Annotated in this window: 8 protein-coding genes; 4 read left to right on the top strand and 4 right to left on the bottom strand. The window is 56.5% G+C overall.

Features of this window, described 5'->3' with window-relative positions; translation table 11 throughout:
• Positions 1-55 precede the first annotated feature (55 nt).
• From HMPREF6485_RS04890 to HMPREF6485_RS04875, 4 genes are all read right to left on the bottom strand, one after another.
• Complete coding sequence (locus HMPREF6485_RS04890; protein WP_004345104.1) at positions 56-2,677, bottom strand: glycoside hydrolase family 2 protein; 2,622 nt, start codon at positions 2,675-2,677, stop codon at positions 56-58.
• Between the two features lie 181 nt (positions 2,678-2,858).
• Complete coding sequence (locus HMPREF6485_RS04885; protein WP_004345103.1) at positions 2,859-4,283, bottom strand: sialate O-acetylesterase; 1,425 nt, start codon at positions 4,281-4,283, stop codon at positions 2,859-2,861.
• 50 nt (positions 4,284-4,333) lie between these two features.
• Positions 4,334-7,630 carry a glycosyl hydrolase gene (locus HMPREF6485_RS04880; RefSeq protein ID WP_004345102.1) on the bottom strand — a complete coding sequence of 1,099 codons (3,297 nt, stop codon included), beginning with the start codon at positions 7,628-7,630 and terminating at the stop codon, positions 4,334-4,336.
• On the bottom strand, positions 7,627-10,473 hold the full coding sequence (locus tag HMPREF6485_RS04875; RefSeq protein WP_004345101.1) for a glycoside hydrolase family 2 protein: 2,847 nt from the start codon (positions 10,471-10,473) through the stop codon (positions 7,627-7,629). The genes HMPREF6485_RS04880 and HMPREF6485_RS04875 overlap by 4 nt, the downstream gene beginning before the upstream one ends.
• Positions 10,474-10,638: 165 nt before the next feature.
• On the opposite strand from HMPREF6485_RS04875, the gene HMPREF6485_RS13970 reads away from it, so the two are divergent.
• The 4 genes from HMPREF6485_RS13970 (at position 10,639) to HMPREF6485_RS04860 (ending at position 16,869) form a co-directional block, all read left to right on the top strand.
• Positions 10,639-11,100, top strand: coding sequence for a hypothetical protein (locus tag HMPREF6485_RS13970; protein WP_155814391.1), 462 nt, complete (start codon positions 10,639-10,641; stop codon positions 11,098-11,100).
• Positions 11,101-11,185: 85 nt separating this feature from the next.
• Positions 11,186-13,981, top strand: coding sequence for a TonB-dependent receptor (locus HMPREF6485_RS04870; RefSeq protein WP_082231300.1), 2,796 nt, complete (start codon positions 11,186-11,188; stop codon positions 13,979-13,981).
• A gap of 13 nt (positions 13,982-13,994) precedes the next feature.
• Positions 13,995-15,314, top strand: coding sequence for a DUF4876 domain-containing protein (locus tag HMPREF6485_RS04865; RefSeq protein ID WP_004345099.1), 1,320 nt, complete (start codon positions 13,995-13,997; stop codon positions 15,312-15,314).
• Between the two features lie 19 nt (positions 15,315-15,333).
• Positions 15,334-16,869: a DUF6850 family outer membrane beta-barrel protein gene (locus tag HMPREF6485_RS04860; protein ID WP_004345098.1), complete on the top strand. Its 1,536-nt coding sequence runs from the start codon at positions 15,334-15,336 to the stop codon at positions 16,867-16,869.
• Positions 16,870-16,890 lie beyond the last annotated feature (21 nt).

The following is a 16,890-nucleotide window of genomic DNA, read 5'->3' as shown; positions in this document are numbered from 1 at the left end:
GAGACGGGGAGTGCCTCGCGGGACATAGGTCGCGGAGTATACAACGGCGCACATTTTATTTCGTGATGCCGAAGTCGGCCTGTTGCTGCTCCACTTCCCGCAAGAGGCGGGATTTCTCATCGTCGGTGAGAGATTGCTGAGGGCCGGTGGTATCCGCGGAATGAGCCGGACGTATCACGGCGGAAGTCTGCGGAATGAAGCAGAAGCGGCCGGTGTAGGGCACAGACTCTATTTCCAAATCGGCCGGTGCAGGGGCATGCGTACCGGGAAATTGCACCTCGGCATGTATCTTGATCTTGCCGGCCTTGCGTGTGGAGCGCACAAGGATGGGGGCAGAGCCCCACTCCACCACACGGGGATTAGCATTGATGGAGGCATCGCCGATGATAGTTCCTTCACCCGACACGGTGAACACAATGTTTTCTTTGGCCAACCGGCGCACATTGCCGCTGTCATCGGTCACTTCGGCCACAACGACGATGAAATCGCTTCCGTCGGCCACCAACCGTTTGCCCATCTCGTCGGCATACAGGCGCAACTTCGTGCTTCGACGGGAAGGCATACGACGGTCGGTACACACCACCTTTCCGCCGATGATTCCCTCAGCCACCATATTCACCTTTTGCCAGTTTTTCTGCACATAACTGTGCTTGCGGGCTTCCCAGAAATCCCATACGCCCTTGAATATGACGGGGGCATTGAAACCATCGTGGTGTCTCACGGGCAGCGTGAGGCTCCGCTCGCCATCGTAGACGCTCAACCGCACGGAGTCGCAGTTGGAGAACACCACGACATCACTGTCTGAGAACTGAGTCATTTCATGGGCGATGAAGACTTTCCCCTCACCATCGGCAGGGAGGGAAGATGCCGGAACTGCTTTCCCATCCGCCAACCTGTCACCGGACTTCACCGGACACTGGGCGGCAAACAGGTGGTAGGCGTATTTCGGCTGGCGGAAAGCGTCGAAGTCGCCACCCCAATAGGGGTCGGGATGGTAGCCACGCTGATGGTCGAACGGATGCCATTGTGCTCCACCGATAAACTGTCTGGTGGTGCGATACATCTCCTCGGTGGTTTTTGCCAGCGAGAGGGCCTGTACCAACTGCGGACGCTCGCCCCAGCTGCGGCTGGCTCTGTTGAGATTGTTGTGGGCATACCAGTCGTCCACATATTCGCCAAACTCGCGGGTGAAGATGCACTGGCGGGGCCTGTCGGCTTTCTCGTCGTCGCCCGGCCACCCGTAGACCACATCGTAGTTGTCGCGCACACCGGCCGAGTGCAGGTCGGCAGCGGCAGCCGGACGGTGGGGATAGGGATATTCTTCCTTGGTAATCTGCAACGATTTCAGCGAAAAGTCGAGCGGGAAACGGGTCTCGTTGAGAATCGGCTCCCACATCAGCACCGAGGGATGATTGCGGTCGCGGCGAATGATCTCACGCGTGTTTTGCAACACACGCGCTTCAAACCCACTGTCGGTTTTGTTCCAAAACTGCCAACCGGGCGTGGCCACAATGACGAAAAGACCCAGTTCGTCGCAAGCATCCATAAACGACGGATCCTGAGGATAGTGGGCCGTGCGGATGATGTTGAAGCCGCAACGCTTCAGCCTGAGCACATCGCGCCACTGCTGACTGTTGGGTACGGCATTGCCCACGTAGGCAAAGTCTTGGTGGCGGTTGGCCCCGATCAGCTGTCGGTAGCGTTTGCCATTGAGCCAAAAGCCTTCGCGGCCTCTAAACTCAATCGACCGGATGCCGATGCGGGTAGTGCCGCCGTCGAGTGTGAGCCGCCCCTCTTTCACGCTCGTCACCACCTTGTACAAACAAGGCGTCTCGGGCGACCACAGACGGGGTCGTTTTACCACCATCCGTTGCGACACACTCTGCGTTCCCGGCGACAAGATCAACGCTTGGGAAGCACGGCCTACGGTTTTCCCGGCAGCATCTACGAGTGCATTCTCCACCATGAGACGGCGCGGACGGGCCGAACCGTTGCGCACATTCACTTCTACAAACACCTCGGCACGCTGCTCCGAAATCTCGCCATAGTGTACGAAGATGCCCGCATCGCGCCGGTTTTCCACCGACGGGTCGGTGATGAACACGTCGTTTTTGGCTATCAGCCACACATCGCGGTAGATTCCGCCATGATAACAGAAGTCGAGTGCATACTGCGGTTTGCCCGGCGGGTAGGTCTTGTCGTCGGAGTTGTCGGCCATCACGGCCACCACACACTCCTCGCCGTGCTTCACACCCAGTTTCCCCAAGTCTACAACGATAGGCAGGTAGCCTCCGAAGTGTTCTCCGGCCAAACGACCGTTGACATAGACTTTCTGTTTGCCCATGACGGCCTCAAAGTAAAGTTCGCAACGGTCGGCCGGTGCCTTGAAGCGTTTACGATACCAGGCAATGCCCTGATGGTTGCGCCCGCCGCTGGCCTCGGCCGGTTCGAGCTTCACGCTGTGGGGAGTGCTCACCACCTCCCAGGCCGAATCGTCGAAACCGACGGCCTCAGCACCGGGCACATCGCCCAAATGGAACCGCCATCCGGGATTGAAATTCCACACCTGCCGGCCTTGATCAGGGGTGGGGAAAAGGCCGGCCACAGAAGTCTCGTCAGCAGCTTGGGCCGACAAAACAAAGAAAAGGGAAAAGATAAAAAGTAGTCTGTATCTCATGTTTTTTGAAGTTGACGAGTGAACGAGTAGACGAGTGGACAAGTTGCTTGCAGGGGTGAGGGGCGGAGGGGCAAGTTGACGAGTGAAGAAGTGGACGAGTAGGCAGGCTGAAGACCTTTTTGTCGTGTCATTAAAGGCCTCTATGCCTCTTGGCAAACAACTTGTCTACTCGTCTACTTCTTCACTTGTCAACTTCCCATCCATCCGTCCTGAACGAACTCACAGGCAAGCCATCGTGAAAGAGATCGCCCATCACCCAGTTTTTGAACGCATAACGCACAACTACGGGATGCTGCACTTCCTTACTTCTGACATAGACACGGTTGCGATCCGTCCATGCATCAGCCTTGTGGAACACACGGTCTTCTCCGGCCACCTCAAAGTTGTCACTCCTCGGCCCGCCGTTGAAATACACCCATTCCTTGCTACGCTCGAAAGCCACCACAGCCGTGTCGCCCCTAAACTCCACACCGCTGTAGACGGCAAAGTCGGGCAATCCCTTCACACCGTATGTGTCGGCCAAGGCCAAAAGAGCCAACCGTTCGCCGGCTTCCCGTTTCTTTCGGGGATGAATGCCATATTCCAGTCCTGCGTCCAACAGCACGGCCATGCGGGCATTGGGGATAAGCCGCTCCGCCTTCTGCTGCTGTTCACGCAGCAAAGCACTGTTGTAGGGCCAGTTGATGAGGCTGTAGTCGTAGGGGGCTATCTGACAATAATAGAACGGGAAGGCTCCCTCCTGCCACTCGGCGCGCCACCCCTCCACCATCGCTTTCATCAAGTCGGCGTAGTTGGCGTGGCGGTTGACATTGTCTTCGCCCTGATACCAGAGGACGCCCCGCATGGTGTAACCCACAAGCGGACGGAGCATACCGTTGTAAAGGGCCGTGGCACAACGTTGTTTGGTTTTGTCTACATCGCCTTGCGACTGCGGCAGCATCACCGACGGAAAAGCTTTCAACTGCCCGGGGGCTATCCAAGCCTCACAGGCACTGCCACCCCAAGCGGTCACAATCAGCCCTACGGGCACTTTAAGACTCCGGCGGAGTGCCTTACCAAAGTAATAGGCCGTTGCACTGAAATCTCTGATTGTCGCAGCATCGGCCGCCGCCCAACTGCCGTTTACATCTTCTGCCGGCATCAAACGGGCCGCACGCTTCACCGTGAACAGCCGCAAGTCGGTGTCGCCACCGCTCATCAGTTCCTCCACAGCTCCGTCTACGGGCTGCGCCTTGAACCCTTTCATGGGCATTTCCATATTCGACTGTCCGCTGCAAATCCACACTTCACCTATCAGGATATCCTTCAACCGGGTCTCTTTCCCGTCACTGAACACCATCTCGTAAGGCCCTCCGGCAGCCGGTGTCTTCACTTTCAGCCGCCAGTGGCCGTGAGTGTCGGCTTCCACCTTATATATATGTCCGTCCCACGAGGTACGCACCTTCACCAATTTTCCGGCATCGGCCGTGCCCCAGAGGTTGCAATCGGCTTGCTGTTGCAGCACCATGTTGTCACCGAACATCTTGGGCAGCTTCACTTCGGCACGCGCAACGGTTCCTGCAAAAGCCAGCAATATGACCGGAAAAAGTCTGTTTACATTCATCATTTGTCTGTATTTAAAAGATTGTTACTCCTTTCTTGCCTATCAATATCTTGTCAGTATCGCAATTCCACAGGCCCCATGAGTCCGGCAGGGAGCAGGCGGTCGCCTTTCATACGATACTTGGCATTCGTCCAAATGCCCTCAAATGGCGGCTTACCGCAGTCTGCCCCACGCAGTGCATTAGCCCATGTGTTCACCACTTCTATGCGCACGATATTCTTGCCCCGCTTCAAAGCACGCGTGATGTCAACCTCGTAAGGAGCCGTCCAGGCGATTCCGCAATCCGTTCCGTTCACGTAGACACGGGCGATGTCCCGCACTTCACCCACGGAGAGCATCACCCGGCCTGCTGACTTGTTGGGCCAACGGAACGAGTTGGTGTAGAAAGCCCGCCCGCTGTAATACTTGACGGCATCGTCGCCATACTGCGTCCAGTCATCGGGGAGCTCCGTGCGTATCTTGGCCTCATTCTTTTCAAATTCCAGATTCCACGTTCCGGCTATCGTCTTCACCCTTCCCGTGAGCGGAAGTGTGAGAGGAACGTCTCTTTCCGTGTCTCCCCGACTGAAGATGACAAACACGGAGCCTTGGGCCGGCAAGCTAATCTGCATTTCCGTGCGACCGTCTTTTTCGACCAGACCGACCGGCGGGGAATAGCTGTCGGCCACTGCATCGTAGAGCACACAACCGGTGCTGCCGCTCACCCGCATACCGGCCGTGAACGACACAGGCTCTGCCCGCTGGTTGCTGAGGAAATAGATGTCTTCCTCTCCGAGCACCGAGCGATGGGCGTAGGCCACACCGACGGGCAATTCCACATCCCGCTCTATGCCTAAGGGGGCAAGGTCAGCCCCCTGCCAAGCCTCTTCGATGACCGCCACACCGGCCTTTCGCAACGCTTCGAGCTTGTCCTGCACCTCGGCCGACAATGTGTCGAGCGACGGATTCATCTTCGTCGGCCCCGGAACGACCAATGCCCGATAGCTGTTTCCGCCCGGCATGACGATGCGTCCGTTCTCAACGCGGGCCGAATGGAGCAACGCATCTTTGTTCATCGAGTCGTATTGATAACCGCGAAGGGGGTTGATCCAATCCTTCAAGTCCACGATGCCTGCGGAATGATGTACGCCCACGGGACTTTCCTCCATCGGTTGGCCCACATTGGCAAGCCGTCCGGCCTCAGACTCTACACGCTCCCGCCCGAACAGACCGGGCAAGACGGGCACCAAGCGGTCGGGGGTGAACGCCCGACTCGGCATTTCCTCGCCCGTGAACACAGCCACATCAACCACCGGCACACCCCTTTGCAGTTGCCGTTGGCAGCAGTTGGCATAGTCCACCAGTCCTTTAGCTTCCCGATACCACGTGTTGTCGCGCTGGAAAAAGAGTCCTATGCCGTCGAGCGTCATACCCGGCTGACGATTCATCCACGGGTTGTGGGCGTCGACATGGAAGAAGAGCCGATTCATGCCAAGGGCAAAGTGGCGGTCGAGCAACGGCTTGAGCAGTGCCGGCGTCTCATCCCACACGCCCCTGATTTCGGTAAATCCTTCGGCCTGCACGATGCGCTTGCCGTAGATATGCGCCCCACTGATGGCATCAAGCATATCATTGGGCTTGTCGTGGGTGGGCGAACGGAGCCAAAATTCCCCCATCGGGAGGTCGGAATATTTGTAGTGTTCGAGTCCGTCGGCCACAAACGTAGGTGCTATACTCTCGTGGGAGACGAGCTTACCGTGGCTGTGGGCGAGCTGCTCAAGGGTCTTGAAAAACTTCTCGTTCACCAAGTCGTTGACCGTGAGGCGCACATCCCGCAGCACTTGCTCGCTCCTCTGAGCCGATGCGACGGGCATTCCCGTCATCACCGGGAGCCACGGTAAGAGGTCATATCCCCTGCGGACTTTGAACTCTTCGGCAAAATGTGCTCCCCAGTTTTGTGCCCCGCACTCCCAACTGTCTACATGGAGATACTTCACCACCGATGAGTGGGGACGAGCGAGGAACTTTCCATACCAGTTGTCAAAGAGCTTCTGCAAAGCCGCTTGAGAAAATTTATCCACCTCCAAGCCCTTTCCATCACCTGCTGTTGCATTCATCTGCCCCGTGGAAGTGTGCCCGATGCGACGGATGAGAAGGGGGGTATTAGGTGGTAGGTGATGGGTGGTAGGTGTTAATGGAGTGATTTTATTGCCATGTAACGAGACGTTATGGGAAATACGGGCTGCGATGTTGGGAATTAACGAAGTGACTTTGTCGCCATTCAAGATGACACGATAGATGTCTTCGGGTGAGACACAATCGGTTGGGGGCAATTCTTCGGCCGTGGTTTCGGGCCCCACAAGCCATGTAAAGCCGGCCTTGCCACGCCACTGCCCTATCTTCGGAACCGCACCGAAGCGCACGCCTGCCATCTTCATCACGGGCCGCCACTTGGCTGCATCAAGGTCTTCCGCCCCGGGCTCGGTGCCCTCCGGTGTCCAGTCGAGACGGATGTAGCGGGCCAAAGCGGGTTTGACAGCCTCGGTGAAGCTATAACCGACGGTCTGCCAACCTTGCCTGGCGGGCTGCAACTGCTTCACCAGATAGAAGTTCACCCCGTCGTTGGAGGCCATCACCTTCATGCGCTGGCACTGTATGTTGTTGCCCGAAGGGATGATTTCAAGGTTGCGGACAAGTTGCACGCGACCGAAATCAAAGAGAATAGAGCCGGGGGTCGTGGCCCGATAGGCACCTTTATCGTCGCGCGTCATATCTCCCGAGAGGGTCTCTTTGGCAATGGGAATAGCATCGGCAACTGCCCCACTACCGACTCCTTGCTTCTTCAAGGGGATGGCATAGCACGCAATGTCTTCATAATAGCCCTGATAGGCTTCGGGACAGGCCAGCCGCAGACCTTTGAGGGCAGCCGCACTGACAACGGTATCGGTCCACACCACCTTTTGCATACTCTCCTCAGGCGTTATCCATGGGCCACCGGCAAGGGCAAAACCGTCGCAAATGTGGATGCCCATGTCGAGCCCGAGGGAGTCGGCTTGTTGGAAGGCATAGTCTACCATGTCCCAGAAAGCAGGACTCAACTGATTGGCCGTGCCTCCATATTCCGGACGGTCGGAGGTTCCGCGAATGGGCATAAGGTAGCAACCGCCAAGGCCTATGTCTTTCATACCCTGCAAATCGGCCTTGATGCCGGCCTTCGAAACGGCACCATACATCCAGTACCAGAACGTAAAAGCCTCACCCCCGGCCCCTCTCCGAGGGGAGAGGGGAGTGATGTGTCCGAAAGACTGTGCGGCTAATGATGGGGGAAAAGCGAACAATGCCGCTAATATGATAAGGTGTAGACGCTTCATTCAAATCTTAGTTTGACGGTGATGGTTGCCGGAGCCACCGACCAATGGGGCTGGGCAGAGGGGCCGTTGAGGTCGGTGGCATTCACCTTATTGCGCACGGCGGGTATCACATCAAGCACGGAGAGTCCCGTCGCGGGGAGTTCGTAAAGCAGATGATCGCGGCCATCGCGCGGTTGGTAGACACCGATATATTGTCCCGCCTCCCCGTTTTGCAGGCCGATGCGCCCTTCGTCGGTCACCAGCTGCATCCAGTCGACATCGGCAAAGTAGCCTTTAAACTCGGGATAGTCCCACGACTCGCCGGGAATGGGGTCGTTGTACGCATTTTGCCAGAAACCGTATTGGGGGCCTTGGAGCCGGTTTTGCCACACTCTGTAAGGGCCGCGGCCCACCCACGACTTGCTCCTCACCTTGTCTTCGGGATAGTCGAAGGCGATGCCCATGAGGTCGACAACGCCCCCGAAGCGGTATTGCACCTGCATATCGACCATACCATCGGGCAGAAACTCCCAGTTCACGGCCTGCATTGTGCCATGCGCATAACCTGCATGGAGCACCCTGCCGCCGCTGATGCCGTCGCGCCAGTCGAAGCCCGTAAAGGCACCTTGGTCGGCATAGAGGGTATATTGTGTCTTTTTCTTCTCAGCATCCTTGTCATCGTGGTTGTAGAACTGGTCGAAACTGCGGTCACTCCGGCGGGCAGCCACGAAGCGGGGGCCGTTGGAGAGGCTGATTGTCCGCCCGCCCACGGTCACGCATTTGAGCCGGCCGTCGGTCTTGGAGAAGGTGTAGACGCGCCCGGCAGCCTTCACAACAGCCTCGTCGGCAGTCTCCGAGAAAGTGGCTGCAGGGGTTGGTGCAACGGCATTTTCGGTCGATGCACCCACGTATGGGAAACTCCATGTCATCACTTCATTGTCAAAGGGATCGACTGCTGTCAGCTCCACCGACGAGGTTGCGGTCGGAATGTCTTTCAAGGTGAGCAGGCCACCCTCTCCCGGTTCTACATCTACAGGCTTCAACGTGCCCTCTTTCAGCACCTTGACGGTATGATCCCCCAAAACCGGAAGGCGCAAGTAGCGATAGCTGAAACGACAGTCACGAAGATTGGTGAAGCCGTAACCGTTGCCCACAGCAAGCGTCATGGCATTGTCTTGCGGCTCAGGCACATCCGCGCTCCGCTCCACTTGGATGGGGCTCCACACCTCCTTGATGGTGTAATAGGAGCCTTCCTTCTCGAAATGCGGCCCCACGATGCCGTCGGCCCCGAAATTGCCCATGCAGTCGATGATGTTATCCTTGTCCGTGCGCACCACTCCCTCATCGGCCAAATCCCAAAGGAAACCGCCGGCGCAGCGCGGGTTGGCCATCATCATGTCCCAGTAGTCCTTCAGCCCGGCCCCGTGGCCGCCGTCGTAAAGACCGTGCAGAAACTCGGTGGGCAGGAAGATTTCCTTTTGCCGCATGTATTCCTGCGTCTCGCCCCACGAGCGGTAGTGCTTGGTCTCGAAGCCGTTGCGGTTGGCCCAAGGATAGAGCACCACCCGCCGTTGCGGATCCCAACGGGCAAACTCGGGTTCGAGTTCGTAGTTGAAGCCGCCCTCGTTGCCGTTGCTCCAGAAGACGACACTCGGATGGTTGACATCGCGTGTCACCATCTCCTTCACCAGTTGCCGGCCTACGACTGTCTCGTGGGCCCAGTGCCAACCGCTCAGTTCGTTCTCCACATAAAGTCCGAGCGAGTCGCAGGCCTCCAGAAACTCGGGGTCGGCGGGATAGTGCGACAGCCTCACGGCATTCATGTTCATGCTCTTGATGAGTTTCACGTCTTCGATGTTCTTCGCCTTGGAGAGCGTGCGTCCGCTTTCCGGTCGGAACGAATGACGGTTCACACCCTTGAAGATGACCTTCCGGCCGTTGATATACACGCCGTCGCCCGCCCGACAGTCGATGGTGCGGAAGCCGAACCTCTGCCGCTCGCGGTGCAACACCTTGCCATCGGCACCCGTCAGCGTGAAAACAGCTGTGTAGAGGGAAGGGGTCTCGGCGGTCCACAGCCGGGGATGGCCTACACGGAAGTCCACCCGGGCCCGGTCGCTCGCCAACCGGTATTCCCCACTCTTGCCGACGGTCTTTCCGGAAGCGTCGACCACCGCCACTGTCAGCCTGCTGCCGGGTGCAGCCCGGTTCAGATAGCAGTCGGCCTGCAGCCGACCATCCATGCCGGCATCGATGGCCACGCGCTCAATGTTGGTCACCGGCTTGGCCACCACAAACACCGGACGGATGATGCCCCCGAAATTCCAGTAGTCGGCGCGGCGCTCGGCCATGTTCACCTGCGCATTGGCACTCTCCTTGCTCACCTCCACCTCCAACCGGTTTTTCTTTTTGCCGAAATACACACGGTCGCTCACATCGAACGCGAAGCGGTAGAAGCCCCCTTGATGCAGACCGTTGCCGGCCTTGCGCCCGTTGATGGTCACCCGGGCATCGGTCATGGCAGCTTCGAACACCAGTTCTATCTGTCGCCCCTCCCAAGCCTTGGGCAGGGAGAAGTCGTAGCGGTAGCGGCCCTGCTCGTCGGCGACGCCTTCGGGCGTTGGTTTGCCATAGAAACGCATCCCATACTGATAGGTGCCGAAGCCTTGCAATTCCCAGCACGAGGGCACGCCTATCTTGGCCCATTTGCCGGAATTCCGGCCGCCCGTGCAGTAGAAGTCCCATTGCACCATATCGTCGCAACCGTGGCCGGAAAGATACTTCCGCTCGGTCTCCACACCGCTCTGCGCCCGGGCCGAAACCACGGCAAAAGCCAGAAGAAAGGTAAGAATCGTTTTGCTCATATACAATAAGGACTGAAAAACGGGTAAAATGTCGTCAGAGAATCTGCAAAATGCACCATCCTCGTCCCTATTCGGCGGCACGGTTTTTCTCGGCGAATGGTGCGAATGACGCGAATTTATTCTCATTTGCCTGCCCACTTCCCTTTGGCAGCAAGTGGGTGATGCATGAAAAAGAAATACAAAAACACTTCATCTGAAAGTCTTCAAACAGATTGGAAAAGTGGCTTTGAAAGCCCCGAAAGCCGCTCCTGTTTTCCCGATTGGGCCGAATGGCGATGCAAAACGGGCCGAACGAGCATGTCAAATGGCCGTAGTGAGCGTGCCAAACAGCCCTTTCGGGCTCCTCACTACGGCCGTTTGGCGGCCTTTTTAGGGCATCAGAAAAGGTTAAGAATATTCAAACGGCTAACAGACAGCACTTTAACACCTGCTCTGAAATTCTCGTATTTTCGGGCAAGAATCTTCCCGGCGGAAATATCGCAAGCACAGCGTGCCTTTTTGGATAATATCTTTGACAAATCGAGAGAGCAATGGCAGACAGTCCCTTCAACGGCTCTCCGCCCCTCCCTCATTCGACCGATTCGCCCAATTCGCCGACCACACCCATATTCGACAGCCGCGAAATAATCATTTTTAGGTATTGTCAATAATGTTTAATTGCCCTATCTTTGTAGCCGTAAGTACCGATTTCGTCATGCGTATATCCTTTTCGATGGATTCAAAATATATTTTTATCGTGTTGTTCTGTTGGTTTTCGCTGCATTGTGCGGGCCAGAAATATGTCAATGTGAGCGGTGTCGTGGCCGATGCCGCAGACAAGGGCACGCTTGCCGCGGCCACCGTTTCGTTTCAAGGCAAGCATCCCAGAGCCACGCTGGCCAATGCCGACGGACGCTTCTCCATTGACGTGGTGGCCGGCGAAAGCTATGTGCTGAAAGTGAGCTATGTGGGCTATGAGCCTTACAGACGCTCGGTGAGCTTTGCCAAGAACACGACCTTGAATGTGAATCTGAAGGCCAACCTCCGCCTCAGCGAAGTGACGGTCACGGCCAAGGAGGCGCAGGGACTCGTCACCAAGTCGGTCATCGGGCGCGACGCGATGAACCAACTGCAACCCAACAGCTTGGCCGACCTGATGGAGCTGCTGCCGGGCGGCTACTCCAAAGACCCGAACATGGGCGTAGCCAACACGATAAGCCTGCGCGAAACGGGAACCATGACTTCCGGCGGGGCCCTGTCGCACAACAACGCCTTTGCCATATCGTCGCTCGGCACACAGTTTATCGTGGACGGCACGCCCATCAACACCGATGCCAACCTGCAATTTTCCCCGCTTTCCGACACGCAACACGTCACCTCGGGAAGTGGGGCTGAAAACTATCGCAACATCACCAACAAGGGAGTGGACATGCGCACGATAGGCACCGACGACATCGAGCGCGTGGAAGTGATACGGGGAATACCGTCGGTGGAATACGGCAACCTGACCAGCGGCATCGTAGACATCAAGAAGATACGCCGCAAGATGCCGCTCTCTGCCCGTTTCAAGGCCGACGGCTACAGCAAACTGTTCTCTTTGGGGAAAGGCATCGCTCTCGGCAGTGGCGATGCACGGGTGCTCAATGTAGACCTCGGCTATCTGGACTCGAAGGTGGATCCTACCGACAATCTCGAAAACTACAAGCGGCTGAACGCCTCGCTGCGCTACACGCTCAGGAAGACGACGGCGGAAAAAGCGGAGTGGAAATGGGAGTCGGCGTTTGACTATTCCGGTTCCTTCGACAACAGCAAGGCCGACCCCGACCTCAACTACGGGCGCATCGACGAATACCGCTCCAACTACAATCGCATGGTCTTCACCAACAGTTGGTCGCTGAAGCGCAAGAAGGGGCTGTTACGCGAGGTGGAAGTCAACACTTCCGTGTCGCAGCAGTTGGATCGCCTGCACGAGAAACGGCTCGTGGCCCCACAACGCTACGGCATCGTGCCCACGGGCTGGGAGGAGGGCGAACGCGAGGCTGCCGCCGTCTATGCCGAATACGTGGCCGACTATCTGTGCGACGGCAAGCCCTTCAACGCTTGGCTCAAGGCCAAGGGACTGTTACGACTGGATGTGGGAAAGCTGGAAAACCGCCTGAAAGTGGGCCTCAACTGGGATTTTTCCAAGAACTACGGCGACGGGCAGGTGTATGACATGAGTCATCCGCTCAGCGTGAATGGCTGGTCGGCCAGGCCACGACGATATAAGGACATTCCCGGATTGCAGAACCTGTCGGCCTTTGGTGAAGAAAACTTCGTGGCGAAGATAGGGGGCAGTGTGCTGGAAGGCATGTTCGGGGTGCGGCTGAACACCATGCCGGGCCTCGACAAGCGATTTGAGATGAGCGGAAAGGTGTATGCCGACCCGCGTGTCAACCTCAACTGGCGGTTGCCCTACCTCACGGTGGGAGGCAGTCCGCTGCGCCTTGCAATCGCTTCGGGATGGGGGCTGACAACGAAAAATCCCACACTCAACTATCTCTATCCCGACAACTATTATAGCGACTTTGTGGAGCTGGCCTACTATGATACTAAAAATCCCGAACGAGACAGCCGCTTTGTGGTGATGAGCTACCGACAGGATCCCACCAACTATGCCATCAAGCCGGCCCGCAACCGGAAGTGGGAGGTGAGACTGGATGTCGACTGGAAGGAGAACTCGCTAAGCGTGGACTACTTCTTCGAACAAATGACCTCGGGGTTCCGGTATTCCCGCATCTACGGTGACTACCTTTACAAGAGATATGATGCCTCGAAGATGGCGGCCGGAACGGATTGGCGCACGCTGCCTTTTGAGAATCGGCACGTGCTCGACGGCTACCAGCAGGCGTCAAACGGCAGCAAGATGGTGAAGCAGGGCATCGAACTGCAATTCACCTCGGCCCGCATTCGCGCCCTGCGCACCCGCGTCAATGTCAGTGGAGCGTGGTTTCACACGACCTACACCAACAGCCAGCCGATGTTCGACCCCGTGAGCACGGTGATAGACAACCGCCCCGTGAGCGAGTCATACGTGGGTCTGTACAACTGGAACGACGGACGGGTGAACGACAGGTTGAACACCAACTTCACGCTCGACACCCAAGTGCCCGAATGGGGATTCATCTTCACCACCTCGGTGCAGTGCATGTGGCTCATCAAAACCAAGAGGCAGGAGAAGAACGGCTACCCCATAGCCTATATTTCGGCAGCTGACGGGAAGGTGCATCCCTACACTCCGGAGAGCGAGCAGGATGTCTTCCTGAAACAGTTGGTGCAGACCTACAAGGAAGATATGTTCCGCCCATTCACGGTGCCGATGTCAATGATCGTCAACCTCAAGGCCACCAAGCGCATCGGACGCTACATGCGGCTGTCTTTCTTTGCCAACAAAATATTAGATTACCTGCCCGACTACAAGTCCAACGGTAAGGTGATACGCCGCAATGCTTCGCCCTATTTCGGAGTGGAAGCCAATCTCACGATATAAACCAAAACAGCTAATGACTGAAAGAAACAAGAATATGAAAAGCGTTATATACACTTTGGCACTGGCCATGCTCGCTTTGCTCTCGTCGTGCAGCGATGACAAGGTGCTCGCAGAGGTCTCCACAGACCTCAAGATAGATTATCCCACGAACGTGAAAAACCTCAAGGTGGTCTCGGAAAAGATTGAATTCACCAACCTTACGTCCGGAGAGAAGACGAGTGTGGCCCGTCCCGGCACCATCCGGTTGCCGGAGGGACTTTACGACTGCGTGTATTCAGCCGATGTCACCTACGACAACGGCGACGGAACGGAGGCTGCCACGGCGAAAGGCCACCTCACCGGCAAGGCTGAAAACATCACTCTCGCGGGAGCGTCGGAGACACTCCGGATAGAGACATTCCTCTCGGCGACAAACGAAGACTTCATCTTTGAGGAGATATTCTTTGCCGGTACGTTGCGCGCTTCGGGATCGCAATACTATGGCGACGGCTACATCAAGATATTCAACAACACCGACCATGTGCTCTATGCCGACGGACTGGCCTTCTGCGAGTCGAAGTTCAAGTCGGTGTTATATTTCGACTACTCGCCCGACATCCGCAAAGACACTTTCACGGTGTGGTCTGTCTATGTGATTCCCGGCAACGGAACGGAACATCCGGTCATGCCCGGCAAGTCGCTGCTCATCTGCGACACGGGCATCGACCATCGGGTGGCCAACCCCAACTCGTTTGATTTGAGCAAGGCCGACTTCGAATGGTATGACATTTCCACTTCTCCCTCCCATCTGGATATAGACAGTCCCACGGTGCCCAATCTGGACAAGTGGTATTGCTACACGCTGAGTTTCTATGTCCTGCACAACCGGGGCTTCACGTCGTTTGCCCTCGCCCGCATCCCGAAAAGCATCACCAAGGAACAGTATCTCAAAGACTATCTGTACACCTACTATTATACGATGTATCTTCCGCAGGGCACTTTCCCCATGAAACAAACGGCCTACAAGATTCCCAATGCGTGGATTGTAGACGGGGTGAACTGCAGTGTGCAAAGCAGTCGGCTGTGGAACATTCTCCCTCCATCGGTAGACGCAGGGTGGACACACGTCGGACAAGTGGACCACGACAAGACCCGCTACTTCCGCAGCATCCGCCGCAAGTTGCAGTTTGTGGACGGAAAGGGCATCATGCACCTGCAAGATACCAACAACTCCACCGAAGATTTCAACACGGAGTGCATCCCCTCGGTGATTGAGGAGCAGGGCACGGCCATCAGTGCCGATGGCACAAAGGCTTCAACACACACCTATGATGGCGTGACTCCGAAGAAGTAGATGACTAAAAACAAAAGATGTGGATAAGAAGACAGTTCACTTCCTGATGGCACTTTCACTGGTTGCCTTCGGCCATGTTGCTTCGGCAAAGGCTGCCGACGATGTTGTGGAGAGGCAGGTGGATCACCGGAGCGACACCCGTTCGTGGTTTCCGGAAATCTACCGCAACCCCGCCATGCAATGGAATCGTTACCGGTATTCGCTGAACCGATTGAGTGCGGCCTACACCAACAGCCGGGCCACCCTGCCGCAGCAGTTGGAGTGTGGCGACAAGGCGGCAGTTGTGGGGGGCGATATAGACGCATTTCTACGGAAAAAGAAAGTTTCTCTGTGGGGAACAGCGCACTACACCAATGGCAAGGCCCACCATATACGCTACAATGAAACCACCGATTTCGACCTTCTTTACCCCTACGTGATGGCCGACACCATTGGGGGAGGAGTCTCGCGCAAGGAGACCTACGACTTCATGGGGGGATTTGCCTATCACAAGGACAAGTGGACGGTGGGCGTGGAAGGCCGCTACACGGCCCGGTTGGAGTATCGGACGGTGGATCCCCGGCCCAAAAATCTCACGGGATATTTGCAAGTGAAGACGGGAATGGGGTGGTCCGGACTTTTCAACGGGACTTATGAAGGGGGACTCTCGGTAGGTTTCCGGCGATACAAGCAGACGAATACGCTTGAGTTTTACAACGAAACGTCGCGGCCGGCCGTCTATCATCTCACCGGACTGGGCATGGATTATTATCGGTTCAGGGGCTCCTACACCTCCACTTACTATAAAGGACTGGGATGGGATGCTACGATGGAACTGCGCCCCGTAGCTCCCCGGAACGGCGTATATGCCTCGTTGAGCTACCGTTCTTTGTCAATAGAGAACATCATTTCCGACCTCAACGAGTTGCCGCTGACGAAGTTGGAGTTGCGGCATCAGGGCTTTGAAACGGGCTATCTGCACAAGGGACAAACCTGCACATGGGGCGTGAGGATGACAGAAAGCTATAGCGAACGTCGGGGAATAGAAAACATCTTCGGTTCGGCACAAGATAATATCTATCCGCAGATAGCATCCGGCCGGCAGTATCAGGAGAACCGGTGGAACCTCTCGGGTGCCCTACTATGCCAATATCGCCCGTCGGGCACGGCTGTATATGACTTTTCGCTGAGCCAACACTACCGCCACATCCGCAAAACCTACGCCGAACCGTGGCGGAAAATGGCCTCTTCGGCACAGGCCTCGGCCCTCTCGCTGAAAGGAATGTGGCGGATGAAGCGGTGGCTACTACAGACTTCCGCTCATCTGGACTATACTTGGAACAGCCGTTGCAGCATGATACTGAACGGAAATGCCAATGAGAGCATGATGGCTCCCGTGTACCATCGTCACGCTTTCTACGGCAACAACCGCTATGATGCCGGTTTGCGAGCCGAAGTCAACTATGCCGTGAATCGCCATTACAGCGTGTTTGTCGCTTCCGGATGGGATTATGCGCACTACATGAAGACAGAACACAACAGCCTCCTGCACCTCTCGCTGGGCATGGAATTCTAATTTTAAATTCAAATAAGTATC

The sequence above is a fragment of the Segatella buccae ATCC 33574 genome (genome assembly GCF_000184945.1).
In the GTDB taxonomy this organism is placed as follows: Bacteria; Bacteroidota; Bacteroidia; order Bacteroidales; family Bacteroidaceae; genus Prevotella; species Prevotella buccae.
Note: the sequence above shows the minus strand (reverse complement) of the source record. Positions and strands in the feature narration are given on the sequence as shown.

Bases quoted from the DNA above. Each gene is read 5' to 3' on its own strand.
- HMPREF6485_RS04880 (WP_004345102.1), bottom strand. From the start codon at position 7,630: ATGAAGCGTCTACACCTTATCATATTAGCGGCATTGTTCGCTTTTCCC.
- HMPREF6485_RS13970 (WP_155814391.1), top strand. From the start codon at position 10,639: ATGAAAAAGAAATACAAAAACACTTCATCTGAAAGTCTTCAAACAGAT.
- HMPREF6485_RS04875 (WP_004345101.1), bottom strand. From the start codon at position 10,473: ATGAGCAAAACGATTCTTACCTTTCTTCTGGCTTTTGCCGTGGTTTCG.
- HMPREF6485_RS04890 (WP_004345104.1), bottom strand. From the start codon at position 2,677: ATGAGATACAGACTACTTTTTATCTTTTCCCTTTTCTTTGTTTTGTCG.
- HMPREF6485_RS04885 (WP_004345103.1), bottom strand. From the start codon at position 4,283: ATGATGAATGTAAACAGACTTTTTCCGGTCATATTGCTGGCTTTTGCA.
- HMPREF6485_RS04865 (WP_004345099.1), top strand. From the start codon at position 13,995: ATGACTGAAAGAAACAAGAATATGAAAAGCGTTATATACACTTTGGCA.
- HMPREF6485_RS04870 (WP_082231300.1), top strand. From the start codon at position 11,186: ATGGATTCAAAATATATTTTTATCGTGTTGTTCTGTTGGTTTTCGCTG.